The organism is Sorangium sp. So ce375, assembly GCF_051473855.1.
In the GTDB taxonomy this organism is placed as follows: Bacteria; Myxococcota_A; Polyangia; order Polyangiales; family Polyangiaceae; genus Sorangium.
The window spans coordinates 12327232-12348009 of the sequence record NZ_CP150335.1 but is presented as its reverse complement, the minus strand read 5'-3'; the positions used below and the strand labels follow the sequence as shown (position 1 = coordinate 12348009).

Annotated in this window: 8 protein-coding genes, 1 tRNA gene and 1 pseudogene; 2 read left to right on the top strand and 8 right to left on the bottom strand. The window is 73.3% G+C overall.

Features of this window, described 5'->3' with window-relative positions; translation table 11 throughout:
• The first annotated feature begins 604 nt into the window (after window positions 1-604).
• Complete coding sequence (locus WME90_RS45865; protein WP_437278428.1) at window positions 605-871, top strand: hypothetical protein; 267 nt, start codon at window positions 605-607, stop codon at window positions 869-871.
• A gap of 18 nt (window positions 872-889) precedes the next feature.
• On the opposite strand, the gene WME90_RS45860 is transcribed toward WME90_RS45865, so the two are convergent.
• A complete protein-coding gene (locus WME90_RS45860; protein ID WP_437278427.1) occupies window positions 890-1711 on the bottom strand; it encodes a thioredoxin family protein in 822 nt (273 codons plus the stop codon).
• Window positions 1712-2165: 454 nt separating this feature from the next.
• Here WME90_RS45860 and WME90_RS45855 point away from each other — a divergent pair, with 454 nt between their 5' ends.
• Window positions 2166-2432, top strand: coding sequence for a hypothetical protein (locus WME90_RS45855; protein ID WP_437283771.1), 267 nt, complete (start codon window positions 2166-2168; stop codon window positions 2430-2432).
• Between the two features lie 652 nt (window positions 2433-3084).
• On the opposite strand, the pseudogene WME90_RS45850 reads toward WME90_RS45855, so the two are convergent.
• The 7 genes and pseudogenes from WME90_RS45850 to WME90_RS45820 all read right to left on the bottom strand — a co-directional run.
• Window positions 3085-3378 (bottom strand): annotated as a pseudogene (locus WME90_RS45850) (PEGA domain-containing protein); the annotation flags it as partial.
• 962 nt (window positions 3379-4340) lie between these two features.
• Window positions 4341-4422: transfer RNA gene (locus tag WME90_RS45845), tRNA-Leu, on the bottom strand.
• A gap of 250 nt (window positions 4423-4672) precedes the next feature.
• Window positions 4673-5902, bottom strand: a complete 1230-nt coding sequence (locus tag WME90_RS45840) for an ATP-binding response regulator (protein WP_437278426.1) — start codon at window positions 5900-5902, stop codon at window positions 4673-4675.
• Window positions 5903-5959: 57 nt separating this feature from the next.
• Window positions 5960-7732, bottom strand: a complete 1773-nt coding sequence (locus WME90_RS45835) for a carboxypeptidase-like regulatory domain-containing protein (protein WP_437278425.1) — start codon at window positions 7730-7732, stop codon at window positions 5960-5962.
• A 483-nt stretch (window positions 7733-8215) separates the two neighbouring features.
• Window positions 8216-16039, bottom strand: coding sequence for a tetratricopeptide repeat protein (locus WME90_RS45830; RefSeq protein WP_437278424.1), 7824 nt, complete (start codon window positions 16037-16039; stop codon window positions 8216-8218).
• A gap of 278 nt (window positions 16040-16317) precedes the next feature.
• Window positions 16318-18177 (bottom strand): S49 family peptidase, encoded by a 1860-nt coding sequence (locus WME90_RS45825; RefSeq protein WP_437278423.1) that lies wholly within the window; start codon window positions 18175-18177, stop codon window positions 16318-16320.
• Window positions 18170-20338 (bottom strand): zinc-ribbon domain-containing protein, encoded by a 2169-nt coding sequence (locus WME90_RS45820; protein ID WP_437278422.1) that lies wholly within the window; start codon window positions 20336-20338, stop codon window positions 18170-18172. Before WME90_RS45820 ends, WME90_RS45825 begins: the two co-directional genes overlap by 8 nt.
• Between the last annotated feature and the right edge of the window lie 440 nt (window positions 20339-20778).

Sequence of the window (20778 nt, the reverse complement as noted above, 5' to 3'; positions counted from 1 at the left end):
AGAGCCGCAGGTGTGCCCGGTCCGGATCGCGCGGGAGGGCCGAGCTCGCGGCAGCGCGACGCAGAGGCGCTCATGCGCCTCTGCGCTGCTGCCGTGCTCGCGGGTGCGACACCTGATGCGGGCGCCTCAGGCGCACGGGTGTCGGGGTGGCCGTTCGAGGCGGTGAGGGAGCGAGCGCCCTGGCATTTCCGGCAGCGTCGGCGCGGCGATCTCGAGCGGCCTATCGCGCCACTGTACAGGTCGAGCCCGACGACTAAAGCAACCCACGTGCCCGCGAGCGTCGCGCGCGCTTTCTCTAGCTTTATGGGCGTACGCGTCTTTCTCGCGTCCTCTACGTCCACTGCGGCCGCGATGTGTCGTGACTGAACCGGCGCCCCGCACCGGCGAGCGAGGGCGCAGAACATAGTGAGTGATCGCAAAAGCGCTGCATCGCCCCGGTCGCTTCACGCTTCGGCGGCATCGCCGCTTGCTCCGAACCAGCGAGCTCATGTACCATGCGAGTCGGGGGTGTCGCTGGGGACCGCGGGGCACGGGGCCACGGCACATCGAGCGCTGTCAAAAGCAGGCCGACACCGCTTCAGATGCCCAAAGCATGGAGGCTGCCATGAGAAAGCTGCTTGACATCACAACGTTCCTCTGTGCTCTCGCTATCCCTTGGGCAGGCTGCGCCGCACCGTGCCCTCTAGCACCGGAGAAGGGTTGCGACTGGCACGATCCTAACAACGAGTGCCGCTACGTCTGCGAGGACGGAGAGCAGGCAGATGATCACGGCGATGAAGACGGAGCGAAGGAGCCTGATGCGCCGTCAAACGAAGGCGATCAGCCGGGAGGCCTGCCATCCGACGAGGATGTCGATGCGGGCGATGAATGAAGAGCTGACGAGCGCGAATTACTCGTTGTCGGGGGCAGGAACTTGGCCCCCCTGGGTCGGATGCCCGCTCCAGGACGAGCTCTGGTCCGGCAGCGCATCACGAATCCATTTTAGCAGCTCCTGATAGGTGCGATACTTACCGAGCCGCGCCACCTCATTTCCATCCTTCAGAAGGACCAGCGTCGGGAAGGTCGTGAGGTCAAACCTCTCGATCAGCTCCTGGTGCCGATCGGCGGTCAACCTCGCGACCCGGATCGCTCCTCGATGATCACGCGCGAGCTTCTCCAGCTCGGGCGCCATGAGTTTGCAAGGTGCGCACCAGTGGGTCGAGAAATCCACCAGAACGAGCCCGCGACTGGTTTCAGCGTCGAAATTCGACTGCGTGAGGATCGAGACGTGATGCTCCTCTCTCGCCTTGCGGGGTCCTGCGCCGGTCAGACCACGAACACACTCCAGGAGACCTTCAAAATAGTACCTCCGCAAGTAGATCGCCGGAAACAGCTCCTCTGGCGTCCCTGTCTGCAACAGAGCATAGTATTTCCTGTCCGCGGCCTTCTTCTCCTGCTTCCCCACGATGAGCCCAAAGGCCAGCATCCTGGACATCACCTCGCTATCGCCGTCATTGCAACGATCGACCGGATGGCCGGGGGCCGCGGACCGGAAAGGAGCGTAAATCTCGGCCTCAAGCAGATCGAGCCGGTGCAGTTCCGCTTCAAGCTGCACCTCTCCGACCACCTCGGCGCTCGCTGAGGGATCGGGCTGCCCATGCCGAGCACGCGTGCCAGCAGAGCCGCAGCCTGGCACCGCCAGGAGCGAGAGCGCGAGTGCCGCTGCTTTCATGGCGCTCAGCCTACGCCTTGCCCTGCTCAAAAACGAGAGAGAAAGCCTGGTGACGCGTGCCCCCCGGATCGAGCGGTTGCCGGCCGACGGGGAGCAACGGCCGCGATGCCTTGTTGCTCCGCGCCGACGGGCTGTTCCGGGCCGTGGCGCTCGGGGCGGGACGGCGGGCTATGGCCGCTTCGGATCGGGCTCACCGGAGGCAGCGGCGCGTCGACCTTCTTCTTCGCCCGGCGCGCGGACTCGGCCCGGCGCCGCCGGCCATGCGCGCTGGTCACCTCACGCACGATGTCCGACCGGCCCCGGAAGGCGAACCGCACCGCCGATGTGCCGAGGGGGTTGTTCCTGGGCCGCGGCGACGTCCGCGAGCATCTTCGCAGAGGCGGTCGGCTTCGACACACAACCCCTCCTGCCGCACCGGGCAAGCGTTGCGCAACGGCGCAATCCGTTGCGGCTCATGGCACTGCGTTGCGCTTCCCTCGTCTCCGCTTCCTCTCCATCTTGCACGGCCGCGCCGAGACATGGGCTCATCTCACGCCGGCACACCCAGAAGATCGAGAGCCACGCCGATCCGGAGATCCCGGGGAGCGAGGCGCTGGCCGCATTCCTGCTGGCGCCCTACGTCGAGATGGTCGACGACCTCGCGCGGTCCCGTCGAAGGGCCCCCGCCAGGAAGCCCGAAGCCGTCCCGGCGCCCTCGCCCGGGGCGGTCGACACGCCGTGAACCCGTCCGGGTGATCGGCCTCGTCCACGCGGGAGATGGGTGGCACCCGTCTCCCGGTGGACGCGCCTCCACAAAAAGATGGGTAGCACCCGTCTCCTGGTGGACGTGCCCCCAACAAAAGATGGGTGCCACCCGTCTCCCGGTGGACGTGCCTCCACAAAAAGACGGGTGGCACCCGTCTCCGCGGTGGACATGCCTTCACAAAAGGTGGGTTGCACCCGTCTCCTGGTGGACGTGCCATCCAACAAAAGATGGGTGCCACCCGTCTCCCGGTGGACATGCCAACGAGACGGTGGAAGCGTCGGAGGACGGCGCCGCCCGCTACGACCCGCAGCCTGGCGTCGAGAGGCCACTCCTCGACGACGGCGCGGCTCGATGAGCCCGCGCTCCAGGTCGCGGTGGGAGAGTTCGGCCGCGCCGCGGGCGTCGAATCGTTCGGCCATGGCGAGAGCCTCTGTGCGCCAAACAGCCCGACCGCGCTACGGCAGCGTCGTGTCCTCCACGGTAAGGCAATGCCGTCGAACGGTCCGGGCGGAGCCGGTTGGACCAGGGGCTTGGCAGGGGCCTTGACAACGGCCTTCTTGCGGATCGGGGGCCGGGTCGAAGCCCGAGGGGCGGGCGCCGGCGCCTCCTTGGGCTTCTCGACGAACCGGAGCACGACCTGGACCGCCTTCCCCTTCTCCACCTGGACGGTTTGCTCGACATCGAGGAACCCGGGGAGCGTGGCCTTGATCGTGTGGGTGCCGGGCTCGACGTACAGGTAGCCGGTCGTCGATGCGTCCTTGTCCCGAACCTCCCCGCCGACCGTGACCAGCGCGCCCGGATGGCTCAAGTCGATGTCGATCTGGCCCACCTCGCGCCGCGCTCTCTCGAGGCCGTCCGTGTACCGGCGCCGCTGCTCCGCTGTTCCTGCGCCGGGATCGTTGAGGCATCGGTCGATGGCCATGGCGGCGTCGACGTGCCGCCGGAGGGCGAGCAGCGCCATTCCCCACTCGCAACGGGCCCTACCGCCGGCGCCGAGCCTGTACGCGAGGTAATAGGCCTCTTCTGCCCGCGCCCACCTCCCCTGGTCGCGGGCGACGTCTCCCAGGCGGATCAGCTCCTGGAGTTCGATGTCGGGCACGCGCTCGGCCTTCGCTGGAGTCCCGCCATCGTTGAGCCGAGGTGGGTCGGCACGGCCTGGTTGCGCGAAAGCCATGCTTGCAGTGAGAAACGACAGCGCCGTCACGCACGATCGCGTGATCCGCGCTCGCGACAAGCACTCTCGCAAGATGCCAATCCGCACGGTTCATCTCGCGCCATCGAGGGAGAGCTGCCGCCCTGCTGGCTTACCCAGCACGGCGTCGTCTCATTTGTCACCCATAGCACCCTCTCGTGGCACGGCGGTCAAGCGTCCGTCGCCCCATCGCGCGCCGCCTTCTCCGAGAGAGCATTCCGATCGAGCGCCCCCAATTCTCAGTGCGAGTAGCGAAATCGACCGTGGCGACCTCGTCTCCGAGGTCAACCGCCAGGTTGAGGCCTTTGCACGCCGCCCGCGCACTCGCGTCTCATCCGCCCCGAACAGGCGTTCGGCCTTGGCGCGCGCTCCCGGAGCTCCACTCCCCACACGGCGCGCGCTGCCCGCGTGCGTCGCCGTGCCTCTAGCTGGACACAGACGACCGCTCAGCGGTGCGAGACCTGGGCCGACGGCTCGCTGATTCAGGCCGAGGACGCTAGCTGGACACAGACGACCGCTCAGCGGTGCGAGGGCAAGCCGTCGAGATTCAGACGCGATCTCCAGAACCGAGCGGCCTCGTCACGCCACCAAGGACGGCGCCGCTGGTACCACACACGGGCTGACCGAAACTGCGCTCGGCCAGGTGCACACAAGGAGTGGAGAACGATGCGTCGAGAGAGAGAAACAGGGAGTGCGAAGGGGGGGACTTGAACCCCCACGGTGTTACCCGCTAGCACCTCAAGCTAGTGCGTCTGCCAATTCCGCCACCTTCGCGAGCGCGGTTGCGGGACGGAACCTACCCAGCTGGCCGGGGAAGTCAAGCTAATCCTCACAACGTCGTCACACGACGCAGCGCCCGCGCCGCTCAGCCCGGTGTGGCGGCCTCGGCTGATCGCCGGATGCCTCGGCTTCGCCGCGCCAGCGCCGCGCCACCGGAGCGCGTCCGCGCCGGGCGACCAGGAGCGCTCACGACGAGCGCGCCCCACCCGCGGTGCGCCGCAGCACCCCCTCCCCCGAGGGCGCTTCAGCGGACGAGCGCCTCGACGATCTCGCGGATCTCGAACGGCTTGCGCACCCAGGACACGCCGGAGTTCGCGGGGAGAGGGTCGGCGCCGGCGCTGCCAGAGATGACCACGAGCCGCACGTCCGGGTTGGCCCTGCGCACGGCGGAGACGGTGCCGAGAACGTCCTGCTCGATCGGGGAGATGTCGAGCAGCGCAGCCTGGAACGGCCCGGAGGCGAGAGCTCCCGGGAGCTCGACCGCGCTCTGGACGCTGACGATGCTCGCGCCACGAGCGGTGAGCGCCGTATCGAGCAGATCCACCACCGCCTCGTCGTCCTCGACCACCAGGATCCTGACGCCCTCGAGGACCGTCCCGGGCAGCGGCGACGTCATGCTCCGCGGCGCAGGCGGCGCTCCCTCGGCTCCTGCTTCGCCGATCGGGACGTCGGCGGGCGAGGTGTCCTCGATCGGCCAGCGCAGCTCGAAGCGAGCGCCCTCCTCCGAAGGCACGAGCGAGAGCGCGCCGCCGGCAGCGCTGGCGAGCGCTGCGGAGTGCCGGAGACCGATGCCCGCTCCGCCAGGCCGCGTCGAGACGCCGGAGCTCAGCAGCGTCGCTCGGCGCGACGGCGGGACGCCGGGGCCCTGGTCCGCGACACCGACGACGACCGCGGCGCCGTGCAGCCTGGCATCGACGCGGACGGTCGACCCACGGGGCGAAAGCGCCACGGCGTTGAGCAGCAGGTTCGTCAAGATCTGCACGACCGCAGCGCCGTTGCTCACGCAGGTCCGCGCGACCGCGGGATCGATCGCCGCGCGCAGCGCTATCGCCGAGCGGCGCGCCTCGGGCTCGAGCCCGGTCACGGCGTCGTCGATGACGTCGGCGAGCGGGCGCGCCGCCTCCTCCAGCGGCCTCGACGCGACCTCGCTGTCGCCGGCCGGACGCCCCTCGGCCCCGATGGCCCGCCGGATCAGGCGGCGAGCGTCGCGCGCGCGGGAGGCGGCGACGCCGAGCGCACGGCCCAGCTCGGGGCCTTGCTCGCCCTGTGCGCGCTCGATGCAGCCCACGATCACCGTGAGCGCGTTGGAGACCTCGTGCAGCGCGACCGCGAGCTCCTGTGCCGACGGAAGTGAGGCCCCGCTCGCGCGCTCCTCTTCGGCGCGCTGTCCCAGATCGCCGTGCAGAGGAGGCGCGAGGGTCAGGCCATCCTCGGTTGAAGGCTCCGATGTCCCACCGCGCGTCGACTGCGCCACGGGCGTTAGCCTATCTCGCTCCGCGCTGAGCTGGTACCGCCCTTTTTCGCTCCGACTTCACCGAGACGTCGATGGGGGGAGCGGCAGCACATAGGAGCCATCGGCCGCCGACCGGGTCTCGCCGATCTGGATGCCCCTCGTGACCGGCTCCTGCGCGTTCCCGCTCTCGGTCGCGCTCCCGATCGGGAGCCAGGCCACGATCGCGGCGTCGCCGAGCCGGGCGCCGGACGCGTCGCGGACGACGCCTTGGAGGACGGCCGGGTACGACATGGCGAGATCGAGGTCGGCGACCGCGGCATCCATCGCTGAGACCGTAAGGCGCGGCCGGACGAGCCACGGGTAGGCGGAGCCCGGGGTCGGGCGGACCGAGAAGTCGAACTCGCCGGGGTCGACGCCCATCGAGAACGCGCCGTTGCGGAGGACCCCGGACGCCTGCCGGGGCAGCAGCGGCTCGGGCCTCAGCACCTGGCCCAGGTAGGCCGTGACCTGGCTACGGGAAGGGACCGCGAACACGCTCGCGCCATCCATCAACTCGCCCGCGGGCCCCTGGACGCGGCCGCGCAGCGTCCCGGCCTCGGGGATGACGACCGACTGACCGCAGTAGCAGTCGTCGCCCGCGGCGAACTTGAGCGGCTGCTTGGCGGTCGCCTTGGTGGTGTCGTTGATCGGCTGCGCGAAGAGGACGTACTCGCCCGGCGGAAGGTCGACACGGAAGAGGCCGTTCGCGTCCGTCTCGGTGTCCAGCTTGTAGGCGGCGGTCGGCGCCCTGTCGATGTTGGCGCTCTGGATGCGGACGGCGGAGAGCACCGGGTTGCCGTTCGCGTCGTGTGTTTGACCTTCGACGCGGCGCGCCGCCGCGTCGAGCTGGAGGAGCGATAGATCCAGGTTCCCTGTGGAGCCCTGGAGCGCGACCGCTGCGAGATCCCAGAAGACCGTGGGCCGCGGCTCTCCGTCCTTCGGACGCAGCCGGATGAGCGGAATCCTTTTCGCGTCGGTCCAGTAGTACTTCACGCTGAACGCGACCTGCGTCGCGGTCGCCGGCGGGCCCGGCTCGGCTTGTTCGAGGAGGCCGACCTGGGAGAGGGCGCTGCCGGTCTGCCGGTCGACGAGATCGAGCTTCCAGCCGTCGACGCGCATGCCCTCCGGCACCTGCAAGCTGCCCTGGAGCACGGCGGGCGGCTCAGCGTTGATGCCGAGCGTCCACTGCTCGGGGACCGCCTGGTTCGGCAGGAAGATCGGCGGAGGGATGTCGTCCTGGCAGTCGGCGTTCGCCTGCGGCATCAGCGAGATGCGGTAGTCGCCTGCAGGGATCGCGAGCTGGAACCTCTGGCCGTCACCCTTTGGCTCCGAGAGCGTCGAGTAGCTCTGGGTGGGCAGGCCCTGGATGGGCGCGATGCGCCGGAACTCGACCTTCAGGGGGAACTGCCCGCCGGTGAAGCGGTCCTCGCAATAGGAACCGCCGAGGCGCACCGTGGCGTCCACGCGCGCGGGAACGGGGATCGTGAGATCGAGGGAGTGCACCTGCCCGCCAGGGTCGAGCGGGGGGAAGCCCTTCCCTGCGTCGATGGCGAGGAGATGGGAGACCTCCGCACCCAGCTCGGGCGAGGCGTGCGGCCGGATCTCGAGGATGAGCCCATCGAGGTCCGCGCTGGTCGAGACGCACGCGCGTTGGCCGTTGACATCGGCGCAGGTCGCCCCAGGGCCACACTCGACCGACCTGTCGCAGGCGTTCATGGGGGCGGACTCCGCCATCTCGAGGGGAATGCTGCAGGCCACCGAGGCCGGTAGGCAGGCGAGCAGCGCAGCGCACCCGAGGAGTCGCGCGCTCACCGCGCCCTCCTCGCCGAGGGCGCGGCACGCCCGGCGCGGAGGGCGAGCCGCCCGCGTCGCAGTGCGGTGGGAGCGCGCTGGGGCTCCGCAGAGACGCTGGCGACCGACAGCCGCCGAGCTGATGAGAGCGAGGCTCGGTGCCCGAATGGGTCCGCACCCGAGCAGGCGCAGGGGAAAATCACCCCAGGGCGAGAAGGCGATGTTCGTGCCAAAGGCCGGACCGCGTTCCGGGCAGCGCGTGGCGTGCATCCGCTCGGCGGGGCGCCGCGCAACCGGCGGCGACGCTGTGACAGCGCTGTCCTGTCGAGACGAATGCACCGATGCGGCCACCCCGCAATCATCGCGACCCGGAGAAGCACGGGCGTGCCCACGGGAGCCTCCAGGTGGGACAGGGTACGACAGGGCTCCGGTCGGCGCTGCGGGGACGCCAGGTCTTCAGGGAGCATGACGCCACCGACGTCCATGCGGTGGGTGCCGCGACGCCTACGTGCCTGCACGGAAGCGCGAGCCGCCCGTATCGACCCGCCGGAGTGAAGGCACGGTACCAGGCTGCCATCGCGCTTCGGCGTACTCCATCCGCGTCGCGAGGCGTACGAGATCGGCGATCTCGGGGACCGCCGCGCAGGCCGCGGCGAGCCCTTCCGGGTCGGAGAGCGGCACCGCCAGCTCCAGACCCCGCTCCTTGATGGTGGCGCGCACGGCCGTGGCGATGTTGCCCGAGGCGAAGAGGCCAGCGCGGCGCATCGCGGTGCGGGTCGTCTTGATCGCCCCCTCGTAGGTGATCTTGTTGGCGCTGTCGCAGATCTCGCGGAGGCGACGCTCTGCGCGCGGGGGGATGAGCTGCCAGAGGTTCTGCTCGAGCCGCACGACGGCCGGGTTGCCGCGGGCGCTGTGCGCCGTGGCCTCCAGAGGACCGAACGCGGCGACGATGGCGGCGAGCAGCGTCCGCAGCTCATCCTCGGAGCTGGTGTTCACCAGGACGTGGTCGGGCATGGCGCCAGCGAGCTGAGCGCCGAGCAGGTAACGCAGCTCCGGGGTGTCCTCGCGGACGTCGCCGCGCAGCAGCAGGGCCGGCGGGTTGACGCGGATGACCTGCCCCTCCGGCGGCGACGGCGCGGTCGAGGGCGCGCGCTGGTGGAAGAGCGCGGTGCGCAAGAGGCCCAAGTGAGCGGCCATGACGCCGTAGATCTCCCCGAGGAGGGTGGGCGACGTCGGCTGGATCCGCTCGGAGGCGACGAGCCCCGCCTGGCCTGCGTCGCGGCGGTAGAGGCCCGTCTCCCAGACGATCGCGAGCGCCTCGTTGACCGGCGATTCCAGGTCGCGGAAGAGCAGCGCGCTCACGAGCTCCGGCGCGTCGCGCTGCGCGGCGAGGGGCGGGGGCGTGACGACGCCATCGCCGGGCCGGTCGGACGGCTCGTCGCCGTCGAAGGCGCGCAGCACGTGCTCGATGGCGCGGGCGTAGGTCATGTTCTTGTCGGCGATCGCGGCCGCCTGGAGGCGCTCGAGCGTGCCCCGGTCGCCGAGGCGCAGGTGGGCCTGCATCCGTCGGACCGCCAGCGCCTCGCGAGAGCGATCGTCGCGCGGAGCGAAGCTCTTTATGAGCCGCTCGCCAGCGTCGTACGAGCCCGCGGCGAGCTCGCGGAAGAGCGCGGCCTCCTCGAAGCTCTCGGCAGCGGACGGCGACCACGCCGTCACGAGCCGCGTCGCAGAGGAGGGCGGCTGGATCGACACCGGGGCAGAGGCCGGCGGCCCGGCGTGCTGCGCAGCGACGCTGGAGCGGTCCGACGCGGCGCCGCCGCGCGCGGGGCCGCTCCCCGAAGCGCTCGGCGCAGCGCTCGGGGACGGCGCCTGCGGGGCCGCGGTGATCGCCGTTCCATCGAGCAGATCGTCGTCCGACAGCTCGGGAGAGGTGGGCTGAGACGCGTCGCCGGCGATCAGCGACTCGTCGAGCGGGTCGTTGAGCTCGACGAGATCGATGTGCGGGTTGCTCGAGGCCGGAGCGCTCGTGCTGGACGGCGCGCGGCTGCTCGCGGGCCCGACGCCGCTCGACGGCGCTCGGCTGCTCGCTGGCCCGGCGCCGCTCGACGGCGCTCGGCTGCTCGCGGGCCCGACGCCGCTCGACGGCGCGCGGCTGCTGGCGGGCCCGGCGGCGCTCGACGGCGCTCGGCTGCTCGCTGGCCCGGCGCCGCTCGACGGCGCTCGGCTGCTCGCTGGCCCGGCGCCGCTCGACGCCGACGCCGCGCTGGGCGGCGCCTCAGGTGCTGCCTGGGCCAGCTCCGCGGCGGCTCCCCGGAGCGCCGCAGCCTGGGAAACTTCGTCGGGGGGCAGCGTCGCCCGCTCGCTGGCGAGCTCGGCGTTCAGCTCTGCGATCTTCAGCCCGAGCGAGCGATCCGAGCCCGCGAGCACCGTGGCCTGCGAGAGGATCTGCGCTGCGCGATCCGGATCGCTCGGCGCATGCAGACGCGCGAGCTGCATCAGGGCGCGCGCGCGGTCGATCCCCGAGCTCTGGGCGGCGAGCTCTTCGAGCGCCTTCCGGGCGGCCTCGGGCTCGCCTCGAGCCGCCGTGAGCTCCAGCTGGCGACGCAGCGCGAGCGTGCGCGTCTCCGGCTCCGCCGCGGCCTCCTCGAGCAGGCGCGCGGCCGCCTCGAGATCGCCGGCGTTCTGAGCGGTCTCGGCGGCGGCGAGCGCGACCCGACCGCGCGCGCGCATGCCCTGGAGATCGCCGCCGAGCGCGCGATCGAACAGCGGAAGGGCGGCCGAGAAGTTCCGCTTCATGGCCAGGCGCTCCGCCATGCCGAGCGCGACCAGCGTGCTCGGGCCGACCTCGGCGTGGCGCCGGGTCAGCTCCCGCATGCCGGCGCCGTGGCCCTGGATGACATCGAGCGTCTCGGCGAGCAGGAACGCGTGCAGGTCGACGTGCGCCGGGCGAAGGCGCGGCGCGATGCGGCCGAGCTCCTCCACCGCGGCCTGCGCGTCGCGCGGCGTCCCCGTCCCGCGGAGGCGATACTCGATGCGGCGCGCCTCGAGGACGGCGTCGGGAGACTCCGGGGCGAGCTTCACGGCGCGGCGAGCGCGCTCGAGGGCCGTGGCGTCGTCGCCGAGCATCGAGGTGGCGCGCGCCGCCTCGACGAGCAGCTGCGCGCGCCGCTCGGGCGCGTCGCGCGACGCGCTGGCGAGCTGATCGAGCGCCGCGGCGAGCGCGTGGCCATCCCCCTCCCGTCGGGCGATCTCGACGCGGAGCTCGATCACGGCCTCGCGTGGCGCGATGCGAGCGACGCTCTCCAGGGTGTCCTTCGCGGACTCGACATCCCCGCCGCCGAGGTAGCTGCTGCACGCGCGGAGGCTGTACTCGGCCCGCTCGTCGGTGGTCGTGGCGAGATCGCCCAGCCGGCACCAGAGCGGGGCCGCGCGGAGCGGCGTCCCGAGCCGCTCGTGGATGTCCGCGAGGAACCTCAGCGCGCTCACGTCGTCCGGCGACGCCGCGAGCAGGGCCTCCAGCTCGGCGCACGCCTCGTCGAGGAGGCCGAGGCGCTGCTCGAGGAGGGCAGCGCGCCGGAGCCGCAGCGCGCGCCGCGTGTCAGGCAGCGGCGCCGTCTCGATGCGCCGCGCGAGGAGGGCGGCGACCGCGGCGTGATCGCCGCGGTCGCTCGCGTCCTGCTCGACGACCTCGACGGCGTGCATGTCGGTGAGATCCAGCCGGGCGATCGCCTCGTAGAGCGCCACGGCGGCGCCGCGATCGCCGAGCTCCTGGGCGAGCGGCGCGAGCTCGCGAAGCACGAGCAGCCGCTCCTCGTCGCCGGTCAAGATGCCTTGGAGGCGCGTGAGCACGTCGAAGAGCCGCTGGCGATCGTCGGTGCTCCGGGCGAGCCGGATGAGCTCGTCGAGGTGCGCCCTGTCGAACGGAGTCTTCTGGGCCGCCTCCAGGAGGAGCTCCACCGCGCCGTGGACATCGCCGCTGGCGGCGAGGATGCCGGCGAGCTCGCGCGTCAGCCCGAGGCGGACGGCATCCGGCAGGTCGATGCGCGCGAGCTCGGACTGGACGAGCGCCTCGAGATCGCCGCTGCGATGTTCGGCCGCGTACAGCCGGCGGAGCCGGGTGACGACCTCGGTGCGCGCCTCGCTATGGAGCTGGCCGCCGGCGAGCGCCCGTTCCAGGGCGACGGTGGCCTCGGCGCGCTGGCCCTCGCGCTCGTGCTTGTCGGCGAGGTGCAGCAGCGCCTCGAGGCGCCGCGCGACCGGCAAGGCGTCGTCCAGCGAGCGCTTCAGCGCCTCGTCTCCGCTGGCCTCGACCGCGGCCTCCGCCTCGTACGCGAGCGCGTCGTCCTCCGGCGCCCGCCGGGCCGCCTCCACGAGCAGCGCCGCCGCGACCGGCGGCACGCTCAGGGCGTCGGCGAGCTTGCTCGCCCACCTGAGCAGACCGGGACCGACGCTCGAGTGCGGCCTCATCGCGGCGGCGTACACCGCGGCGACGAGGTGCGACGCCGGCTCGGTCTGCCGCGCGAGCTCGCCGACGATGTCGAGGAGCGTCTGGAACTCGTCGACGTCGCCATCGGCGAGCATCGCGCGCTCGATCGCGGCGAGCGCGAGCGCGGGCGAGTCGAGGACCTCGACGGCGATGCGCGCCATCGCGAGCCCCGCGCGGGCGCCCTCGGGGCCGTCGAGCTTCGCGATGCTCGCCTTGACCGCGCGGTCGAAGCGGATGGCCTCGACCTCCGGCTGCCCCGTGCACGCGACGAGATCGCGGATGGCCGCGCCGACGTCCTCGACGAGCGCCGGATCCGGGCGCACGACCATCGCGCGGAGCAGGATGTCGAGGCGCAGCCGGAGGCCCTCCTCCGTGCGGCCCGTGAGGGCCGCGGCGCGCTTCAACCACGCGTTGCGGGACGCCGGATCGGCCATCGCCGCCACCCGCTCGAGCGCGCGCACGGCGTCCGACGGCTCGCCGACGTGCTCGGCGAGCCGGGCGAGCAGCACGTACGAGGTGCCCTCGGTGGGGACCGCCTCGAAGCTGGCCACGGCGTGCGAGAGCGCGAGCTCGAAGGCGCCGCGCCGCTCCAGCTGCCGCGCCGCGCGGTAATGGGCGGCGCGGCGGCCATAGCAGCCGAGGGCCGCGTCGGCGAGCAGCCGGTAGGTCTTGTCGAGGACGACGACGCCGCCGTCCGCATCCGCCGATTTCTCGACGAGCGCGACGGCGTCGGCGCGGAGGGGATCGAGCTCGATCGCGCTCGCCGCCGCGGAGAGCGCGCGCTCGGGCAGGCCGTGCTCGTGCGCGAGGTTGGCGGCCTCGATCAGCAGGTTGGCGCGCCTGCGTCGCTCGGGCCCGACGTCGCCCGACCACCTGTTCTCCTCCGCGGCGGGCTGCGCCCCCGTCTCGCCGCGCGCCTCGGCGGCGCGCGCGACGATCGCGTCGATCGCCGCCTCGACGCCCGCGAACTCGCACATGTCCCGCGCGTAGCGCTCGGTCCCGCCGGTCGGCGCGAGCTCGCTCGCGCGGAAGAACGCCTCCTCGGCGCCCCGGTGATCCTCGGCCAGGTCCCAGCGCAGGCTGCCGAGCTCGCGCCACGCGATCGCGGCCTCCCCCGCCGCGTCGGCGCCCAGCGCGGTGAACGCCCGGGCCTTCGCCGCGGCCAGCGCGATGGCGCCGTCGGAGCTGAGCCCCTTCGCGTCGAGCAGCGACGACTCGAGGCGCTGGATCCGCGCGAGGACCTCGTGAGGGTCCGCCTGCACCGCCGCGGCGCGCGCGAGCTCCTGCGCCGCCCCGTCCGGATCGCCGCCGTCGAGGCGGCAATCGGCGAGCATGAACATGAGCTCGGGGGCGTGCGGCGCCGTGATCTCGACGGCCAGCCACCGCTCGAGCACGGTCACCGCGAGGTGAGGGTCCCCGGCGCGGCGCGCGAGCTCCAGCAGCCGCTCGCGCAAGAGCGGGTTCTGCGGGCCGAAGACGTCGAGCGAGCGCCTCGCGAGCGCCGTGCCGCGGCTGGGATCGAGGTCGTAGAGGGCGAGCAGCGCGCTCGCCAGCGCGGCCGCCATCTCGCCGAGCGGCTTGGGCTGCGCCAGGATCCACGCGAGCGCGTCCGAGAGCCGGGCCGCGTCGCCGGCGGCCGCGGCGCGGCGGATGAGCTCCGCGGTCGCCTGGGGGCACCCGGGCCGCAGCGCGAGCCAGCGCTGGGTCCACGCGAGCGCGAGCGGCAGCTCGCCGAGCGCCTCGAGCGCCCTCGCGAGGCCATCGCAGAGGGCGCCGCGCGGGAACACGGCGGTGATGGAGCGCTCGATCGCGGCCGCCACCGCCCGGTCGACCTCGAACGGAGGCGGCTCGCCGGCCTCCGCGGCGGCGGCGAGCTCTGCCGTCAGGATGGAGGCGAGCGTGGCGACGGCGCGGGCGCACGACGGATCGGCCTCGCAGGCGAGCAGCGCGACCTCGCGCGAGAGCGCCGCCGCGCGGGCGTGCTGCGTCCGCTGGTAGAGCGACGCGGCGATCGAGAGCAGCACCGCGCGCAGCGCGGGCCAGACCGGCGCTGCGAGCTGCACGAGCGCGTCGGCGCGCTCCCGCAGGCGCCCGGTCCGCGTGGCCAGCACGAGCGCCGCGCTGGCCGCGCCGCGGTGCCCCGGGGCCTCGCCGAGCAGCGGCGACACCTCGTCGAGGGCGCGGGCGTCGTGGCCCTGCCGCCGGGCGATCGCCGACAGGAGGAGCCTCGCGCGCACCAGCTCGACCCGCGTCAGCGAGGCCGCGCGGATCGCCTCGGATCTCGCGGACCGCGCGCCCTCGGCCTCCGGCCGCGCCGCCTCGGCCAGCCGCGCGCGCAGCAGGGCGTCGAGGGCGGCGCCGCCCCCGGTCCGCCGGCTCAGCCGATCGAGCGCCAGCAGGCAGCCGCGGTCGGTCGGCAGCGCCCGCGAGAGCCCCACGAGCGCCTCCTCGTAGGCGGCGCGCTCCTTCGGGCGGCCGCGGTAGATCACGACGAGCCGGCGGAGCGCGTCGATCCGCCCCTCGGCGGTGTCGGCGCCGCGGAGCGCGCGCTGCGCCGCGGCGAGCGCCTCGTCTTGAGCCTTGAGCCGCTCCGCGATCCGCTGGAGCCCCGCCGCCGCGAGCTCCGGGTCGCCGCCGGCGCCCCTCAGCGTCTCGAGCGCCCAGTGCGCGAGGCCGGGGTCGCCGATCTTCTCCTCCGCGAGGCGCGCGAGCTCCGACAGCGCGTCGATCCGCCCCGCCGCGTCCTCCGTCGCCCTCGCGTCCGAGCCCTCGCCGATGCGGATGAGCGCCTCGACGAGGGGCGCCATGTCGTGCAGGGTCGCCGCGTGCTCGCGCAGCGCGGAGCGCGCCGCCGCGCTGCCGGAGTCGCTCGCAGCGGCCTCGATCCAGGCCTCCACGGCGCGGTCGGGGCTCGCGAGCGGGCCCGCGTGGAGCCGCGCCAGCGCCACGTACGCCTCGGCCCTCGACGCCCCGATCCGCTGCTCCGCCCGGAGCTCGATCCGCGCGGCGACGAGCTCGTAGAGCCCCGCCTGCTCGAGCACCTCGTCGATCGCGCGGACGGCGTCGCCGTCGATCGCCCCGTCGAGGCCCGCGTCGAGCACGCACCCGACGGCGCGCGCCCAGTCGCCCTCGTTCCTCGCGCCCTGGAGCCGGTGGCCGTGCACTTCCATCGCGCGTCGCAGAGAGGAGGGGCCAGGGGCCTCGCCGCGAGACGCCCGCGCCGCGAGCGCGTCGGCGTGCGTCCGGAGCACCTCGTCGGCGGCGCCCTGCCGGCTGCGCAGGAACAGCGCGGCGGCCATGGCCTTGGCGGCGGCGTCGTCGTGAGGCGCGATCTCGAAGGCGCGCAGGCGATCCTCGAACGCCGCCTCCCGCTCCCGCGCGGATTCGCGCCGCTTGGCCGCCTCCAGGTACGCCTTTGCCGCGGCCGCGGGGAACACCTCGTCCGACGCCCATGCCGCGATCGTGCCCAGCAGCTCGCTCGCCATCGCGTCGTCCGGGGCGAGCTCGCTCGCCTCTTCCAGCGCGTCGACCGCGCCCGCGACGTCGCTGGCGCGCGCGAGGAGCACCGCGATCTTCACCAGCATCCGCGCCGTCGCGCCGGGCGGCTGCGCGTCGTCACGGAGGCCGCGGAGCGCCGCCGCGGCCAGGGCTGGCTCGCCCAGCCCGGCCAGCCAGCCGGCGAGCTCGCTCCTCATCGCCGGGTCGTCGCCCAGCGACAGCGCCCGACGGGCCAGCGCCGTCGCCTGGTCGAGCTCGACGCCGCGCGCGGCGAGGATCCTCGCGAGGGCGAGGGTGGCCTCGCGTTCCCCTTGCACGTCGCCGGCGGCGCGGCGCTCGTCCACCCGCGCGCGCCAGTAGGCGTGTTCAGCCCGCGGGCCCCGATGGCGCGAGATCGGCGCGATCGCTCGGCTCCCTGCGAGGACCAGCTGCCCCGCAGAGGCGGGCCCGGCAGGCTCCATCAGCTCCGGCGAATGCGGCGGCCTCCGCGCGCCCGACGCTGATGCTGCCCGATCCGGAGGTGAAGAGCTCATTTCGGGGATCCGCTTCGGGTGTGCTGAACCCGCTCAGCCTACCAGAACGACCGAGGTACAAGGCCAATCTTCAGGTGCAAACGCGCGCTTTACCGGAGCGTCACCGCGAACGGTAACACCGTGAGCGCCCTCTCTCCCGCCAGGAGAGGCGCCATGGAAGCAGCGAAGGTCCCGACCTCGGGCGCGACGGCGAGCCACTCGGGCAGGAGGGCGCCCACCATCGCCTCCCGCGCGCGCTCCTTGAACGCCGCGCGGTCCGGTGCGACCGCGCTGCCCTGGTCGGCTTCGTCGCCGGTGGCCAGGAGCTCCAGCAAGCCGCCGGCGTCCTGCTCGATCTCGACCGGCGCATCCGCCGGCAGCTCCGCCAGCTCGCGCGCGAGCGTTATCGCTCGCTCCAGACCGCCGAGCTCATCGACGAGCGAGCGCCCGGCGGCCTCGGCCCCGCCGAAGACGCGCCCCTCCGCCGAGGGCGCGATCGTCTCCAGCGGAAGGCTCCGGCCCACCGTGATGCGCTTCAAGAACAGGTCGTAGACCGCCTCCATGGAGGCGAGCACGCGGGCGCGTGTGGGCTCGTCCCAGGGTGTGAGCGCTGACATGTACGCGGCGCGCGCTGCCCGCTGAGGATCCGGGTTGGCCGAGACCGTCTCCGCGTTGATCCCGATGTCCGCAAGCGCCTTCCCGACGGCGAACTTGCCGCCCACGACGCCTATCGAGCCGATGATGCTCGTCGACTCGGCGACGATCTTGGTGCCGGCGCAGGCGAGGTAATAGCCGCCGCTCGCCGCCATCCCCCCGATCGAGACGACCAGCGGCTTCTTCTCCCGCAGCCGCATCAGCTTCTGCCAGAGCAGGTCCGAGGCCAGCGCCGATCCGCCGGGCGAGTCGATCCGGAGCACGACCGCCTTCGTGCTCGGATCCTGGGTGAGGCGCGTGATCGTCCGCCCGAGCTCGCGCTCGCCGATCCCATCCGACGAGCCGATGGGCATGCCCCTGGCGCTCATGGTGATGCCGCCGATCGCCGGGACGACCGTCACGTGCGGCGTCCCCAGCGCGCTCGCCCCGGAGACCGAGCGGAACACGTCCACGAGGCTCCGGGAGATGCTCTGATCGCGATCGACGCCGCCGAACCGCGGCACGGAGCGCTCCGTGCCAGCGAGCTTCTTCGCATCCTCGATCGCGGACTCGAGGTCGCCGATCTCGTCCACGAGCCCCCTCGCCTTCGCGTCCTCGGGAGCGTACGGGCCGTCCTCGACGGCCTCGCGGAGCTGCTCCTTGCCGCGCCCCTCCACGATGGCCGACAGCCACGCCCCACGGACCCCGCCGAGCGCGGACTCGAGCGATCGGCGCGCCTCGGGGCTCGCCCCTTCCCGCGTGAACGGCTCGCTCGCGCCCTTGAACTTGCCCACCTGGAGGAAGTCGACGTCCACGTTGAGCTTGTCGAGGAGCCCCTTCGCGAACACCAGCTGCGCCGCGATCCCCACCGTGTCGACCTGCCCGGCCGGGCTGACCCAGAGCTTGCTGCAGGCGACGGCCGCCAGCAGCATCGTCGCGTTGTTGTACTCGTCCGCGTGGCACACGACCGGTCGCCCCGCCGCGCGGACATCGCCGAGGATCCGGCCGATCTCGTGGGCCCGCGCGAACGCGAGGCGCGCGCTCCCGAGCCGCACGAGGAACCCCTTCGCGTTCCCGGCCTTGGAGAGCGACCGCAACGACTGCACGAGCTGCACGTGCGTCCGGCCGCTGGGCGGACCGAAGATCGACGCGGACGCGCTCTCGGGGAGCCCGCGCGAGAGATCGATCTCGATGACCGCCGGCTCGTCGAGGCCCCCCGCGGGAGGCGCCGGCAGCGCCGCCGCCCGCTCTCTCCCGGTGCACCCTGCCGTCGATGCCGCCACGGCGAGGGCGCCGACGCCGATCCACCGCACCCCTCGAGCTCGGCGCTTACTCATGCTTCATTCCAGGCAGGTCGGAGGTGTCGATCGGCGGCGCCGTCGCGCGCGGCGCGGCGGTCGGCGGCGGATGCACGCCGGGGAGATCGCTCGTATCGATCGTGCCGCCCGGGGCGACGTAATCGTCGGGCACGCGGCCGTCTTCCGGCTCAGGCGCGCGGCGACCGCGCCCGGGCGCGGTCGACGGGCTCGCAGGAGGAGCGCTCGGCGCCGTCGACGGGCTCGCAGGAGGAGCGCTCGGCGCCGTCGACGGGCTCGCAGGAGGAGCGCTCGTCGGAGGGCTCTCCGCGCGCGCGCTCGGCGTCGGCGCGGCGCCGCTGCCCGGCTCGCCCTGCGCCTTCTCGATCCGGTCGATGAAGGCCCGGAGCGGGCGCGCGAGCAGGTGTGGCCGGCTGGTGGCGAGCAGGCGCTCGTTCTCGGCGCGCGCGGCCGCGAGATCACCGGACCTCGCGAGCGCAAACACGAGGAGCGCCCTCGCCCGCCCGGGGCTCTGCTCGATGCTCGCCGCCGTCTTGAGCCGCTCGATGACCGCGGCCCAGCTCGGATGAGCCTCCGCGAGATCGAGCGCGGCCAGCGTCAGCGCGCTCTCCGGCTGCGCGCTCTCGGCCGAGATCGCGCCGACGAGCTTCCGCGCCGAGGCGAGATCGCCCTGCATGCGGAGCAGATCGATCGCCGCGCGGTTCACCTCGGCGTTCGCCGGCGCGACGCGCCGCGCGTGGTCGACGGCCTTGCGGGCGCGCTCGACCGCGACCTCGAGCTCGTGCTTCACCGTGTCGAGATCCGCGTCCCCTGCGGCGAGCAGCTGTAGCCGCAGCCACCGCATGTCCGCGTTCACCGTCTCGACCCGGGCCAGCGCCGCCGCGACGCGCGGGTCGTCCTCGGCGAACGCGCTCGCCTGGACGAGCTTGTCTCTCGCCGTCTCCGTGTCTCCCTCCGCCAGGCTGCGCTCGCCCTCGGCGAGCAGCGCCGAGACGCGATCGTCGCTCGTCGCCGGCCGGGTCTGGACGGCCGGCTTGAGGTACTTCGGCCCGAGGGTCGCCGCGCTCACCACCATCAGGCCGACGACGATGAGGCCGACGACCCACCGAGCGATCCCTGTCCTGCGCGTGGGCAGCGAGGTGATCCCCGCATCCCCGTCCCCCTCGTCGACGTAGGAGGGGCGCCCCTCGGGATCCGCCGGTTCTATCGGCGGCCCCGACGCCATGGCCCGCCGCGGCGCGTGATCCTCGCCCGCCGCGCGCGGCGCCCCGCGCCTCGCCATGGGGGCTTCTTCTCCTCCGTGGCTGTCGGCCTGCGCGGCGGCGCGCTCGATGCGCTGCGGCGGGACGCTGTTCGGGATCCGCAGCGGAACGACCCCGGCGGCCCTCCCCTGCCCTTCACCGCCGGCGTCCGCGGGCCCGGGCCTGATGCTGCCTTGGCGCACATCGGCGACCCCGGCGCCGCGGAGGGTGCGCGGCTCCTGGCGGCGCGCGGGGTGCCCGTCCGGCAGCGGCGGCGCCTCTTCCGGCGGCACCACGACGCCGGGCAGCGCGCTCGGCTTCGTCATCGCCCGCGGGGGAGCGCTCGCCTCGGGCTCGTAGGCCGCGGTCCCCCCCCCGCGGCGCGGCGAGGGGCGCTCCTTGGCCGACTGGACCTCCCGCACGTCCCGAACGATCGTCTCGGCGTCGTGGATGGACTCGGGGTCGATCTCTGCGTCGCTCTCCGCCCGCGGGAGCGGGATCGCGACCGAGCCATCGGTCTGCACCGGCGCTGGACCGCCGAGCCCCGGTGGGGTCAGCGACCTCGATCGGCCAGGCAGCGGCGAAGGCCCGCCGATGCCCAGCGCGGTCCCGGCCATCACGATGCCGCCCGGCCCCTTGAAGAACGGCTCCAGCTCCGCGATCGACCCGAGCCGCCGCGGCCTCGCATTGCCGCGCGAGATCACGTCGTCGCGGGTGATCTGGCCCTGGGAGATCGCCGCCTGGAGCTCCCGGAGCATCTTGAACTCGATCTCCCGGCCGCCGAGCGTGCGCACCACCCACTTCTCGGGGAGCGCACCGTCGGTGCGGCGGACCTTGAACTGGTAGCCGCAGTTCGTGCACTTGACCGACGTTCCGCGCTCCGACACGAGCGCGTCGTCGAACTCGTACTCGGTGCTGCAACGCTCGCAGGTGACATCCATCTGCTCGACCGGTCCCCGTGTGCTCGCGAACGGCTGGCCCCCCAGGCGCGAGCCTGCCGGGGTTCCTCGTTCGGAGGTAGCCGCCCGGAACTCGGCGGAACGGTAGCACGGGTTCCCCTGCGCGCCCCAAGCGGTCCGCGCCGCGCCGCGCAGCCCTCCGCTTCCCCTAGGTCTTCCGCGGCTCTCCGCGGCCCTTCACGGTCTTCCGCGGCCCTCCGCGGATCCGCGGTGGCCGCGACGCGGCCTCCACGAGGCGCGGCGCTGGGGGGCCGCCGCGCGCGGCGGCCACATGCCGACGTGAACGCCGCTTCACGGCGAGCGCGCGAGCGGCCGAAATAGGCCGCGCCTGGCCGGGCTTGTACGGGGCATGTCGCTTGCTACGCTCGTCCGGTCGCGACCGTCACGCGCGAGGGCGCGGCTCCTCGACGCCGGGCGGCCGA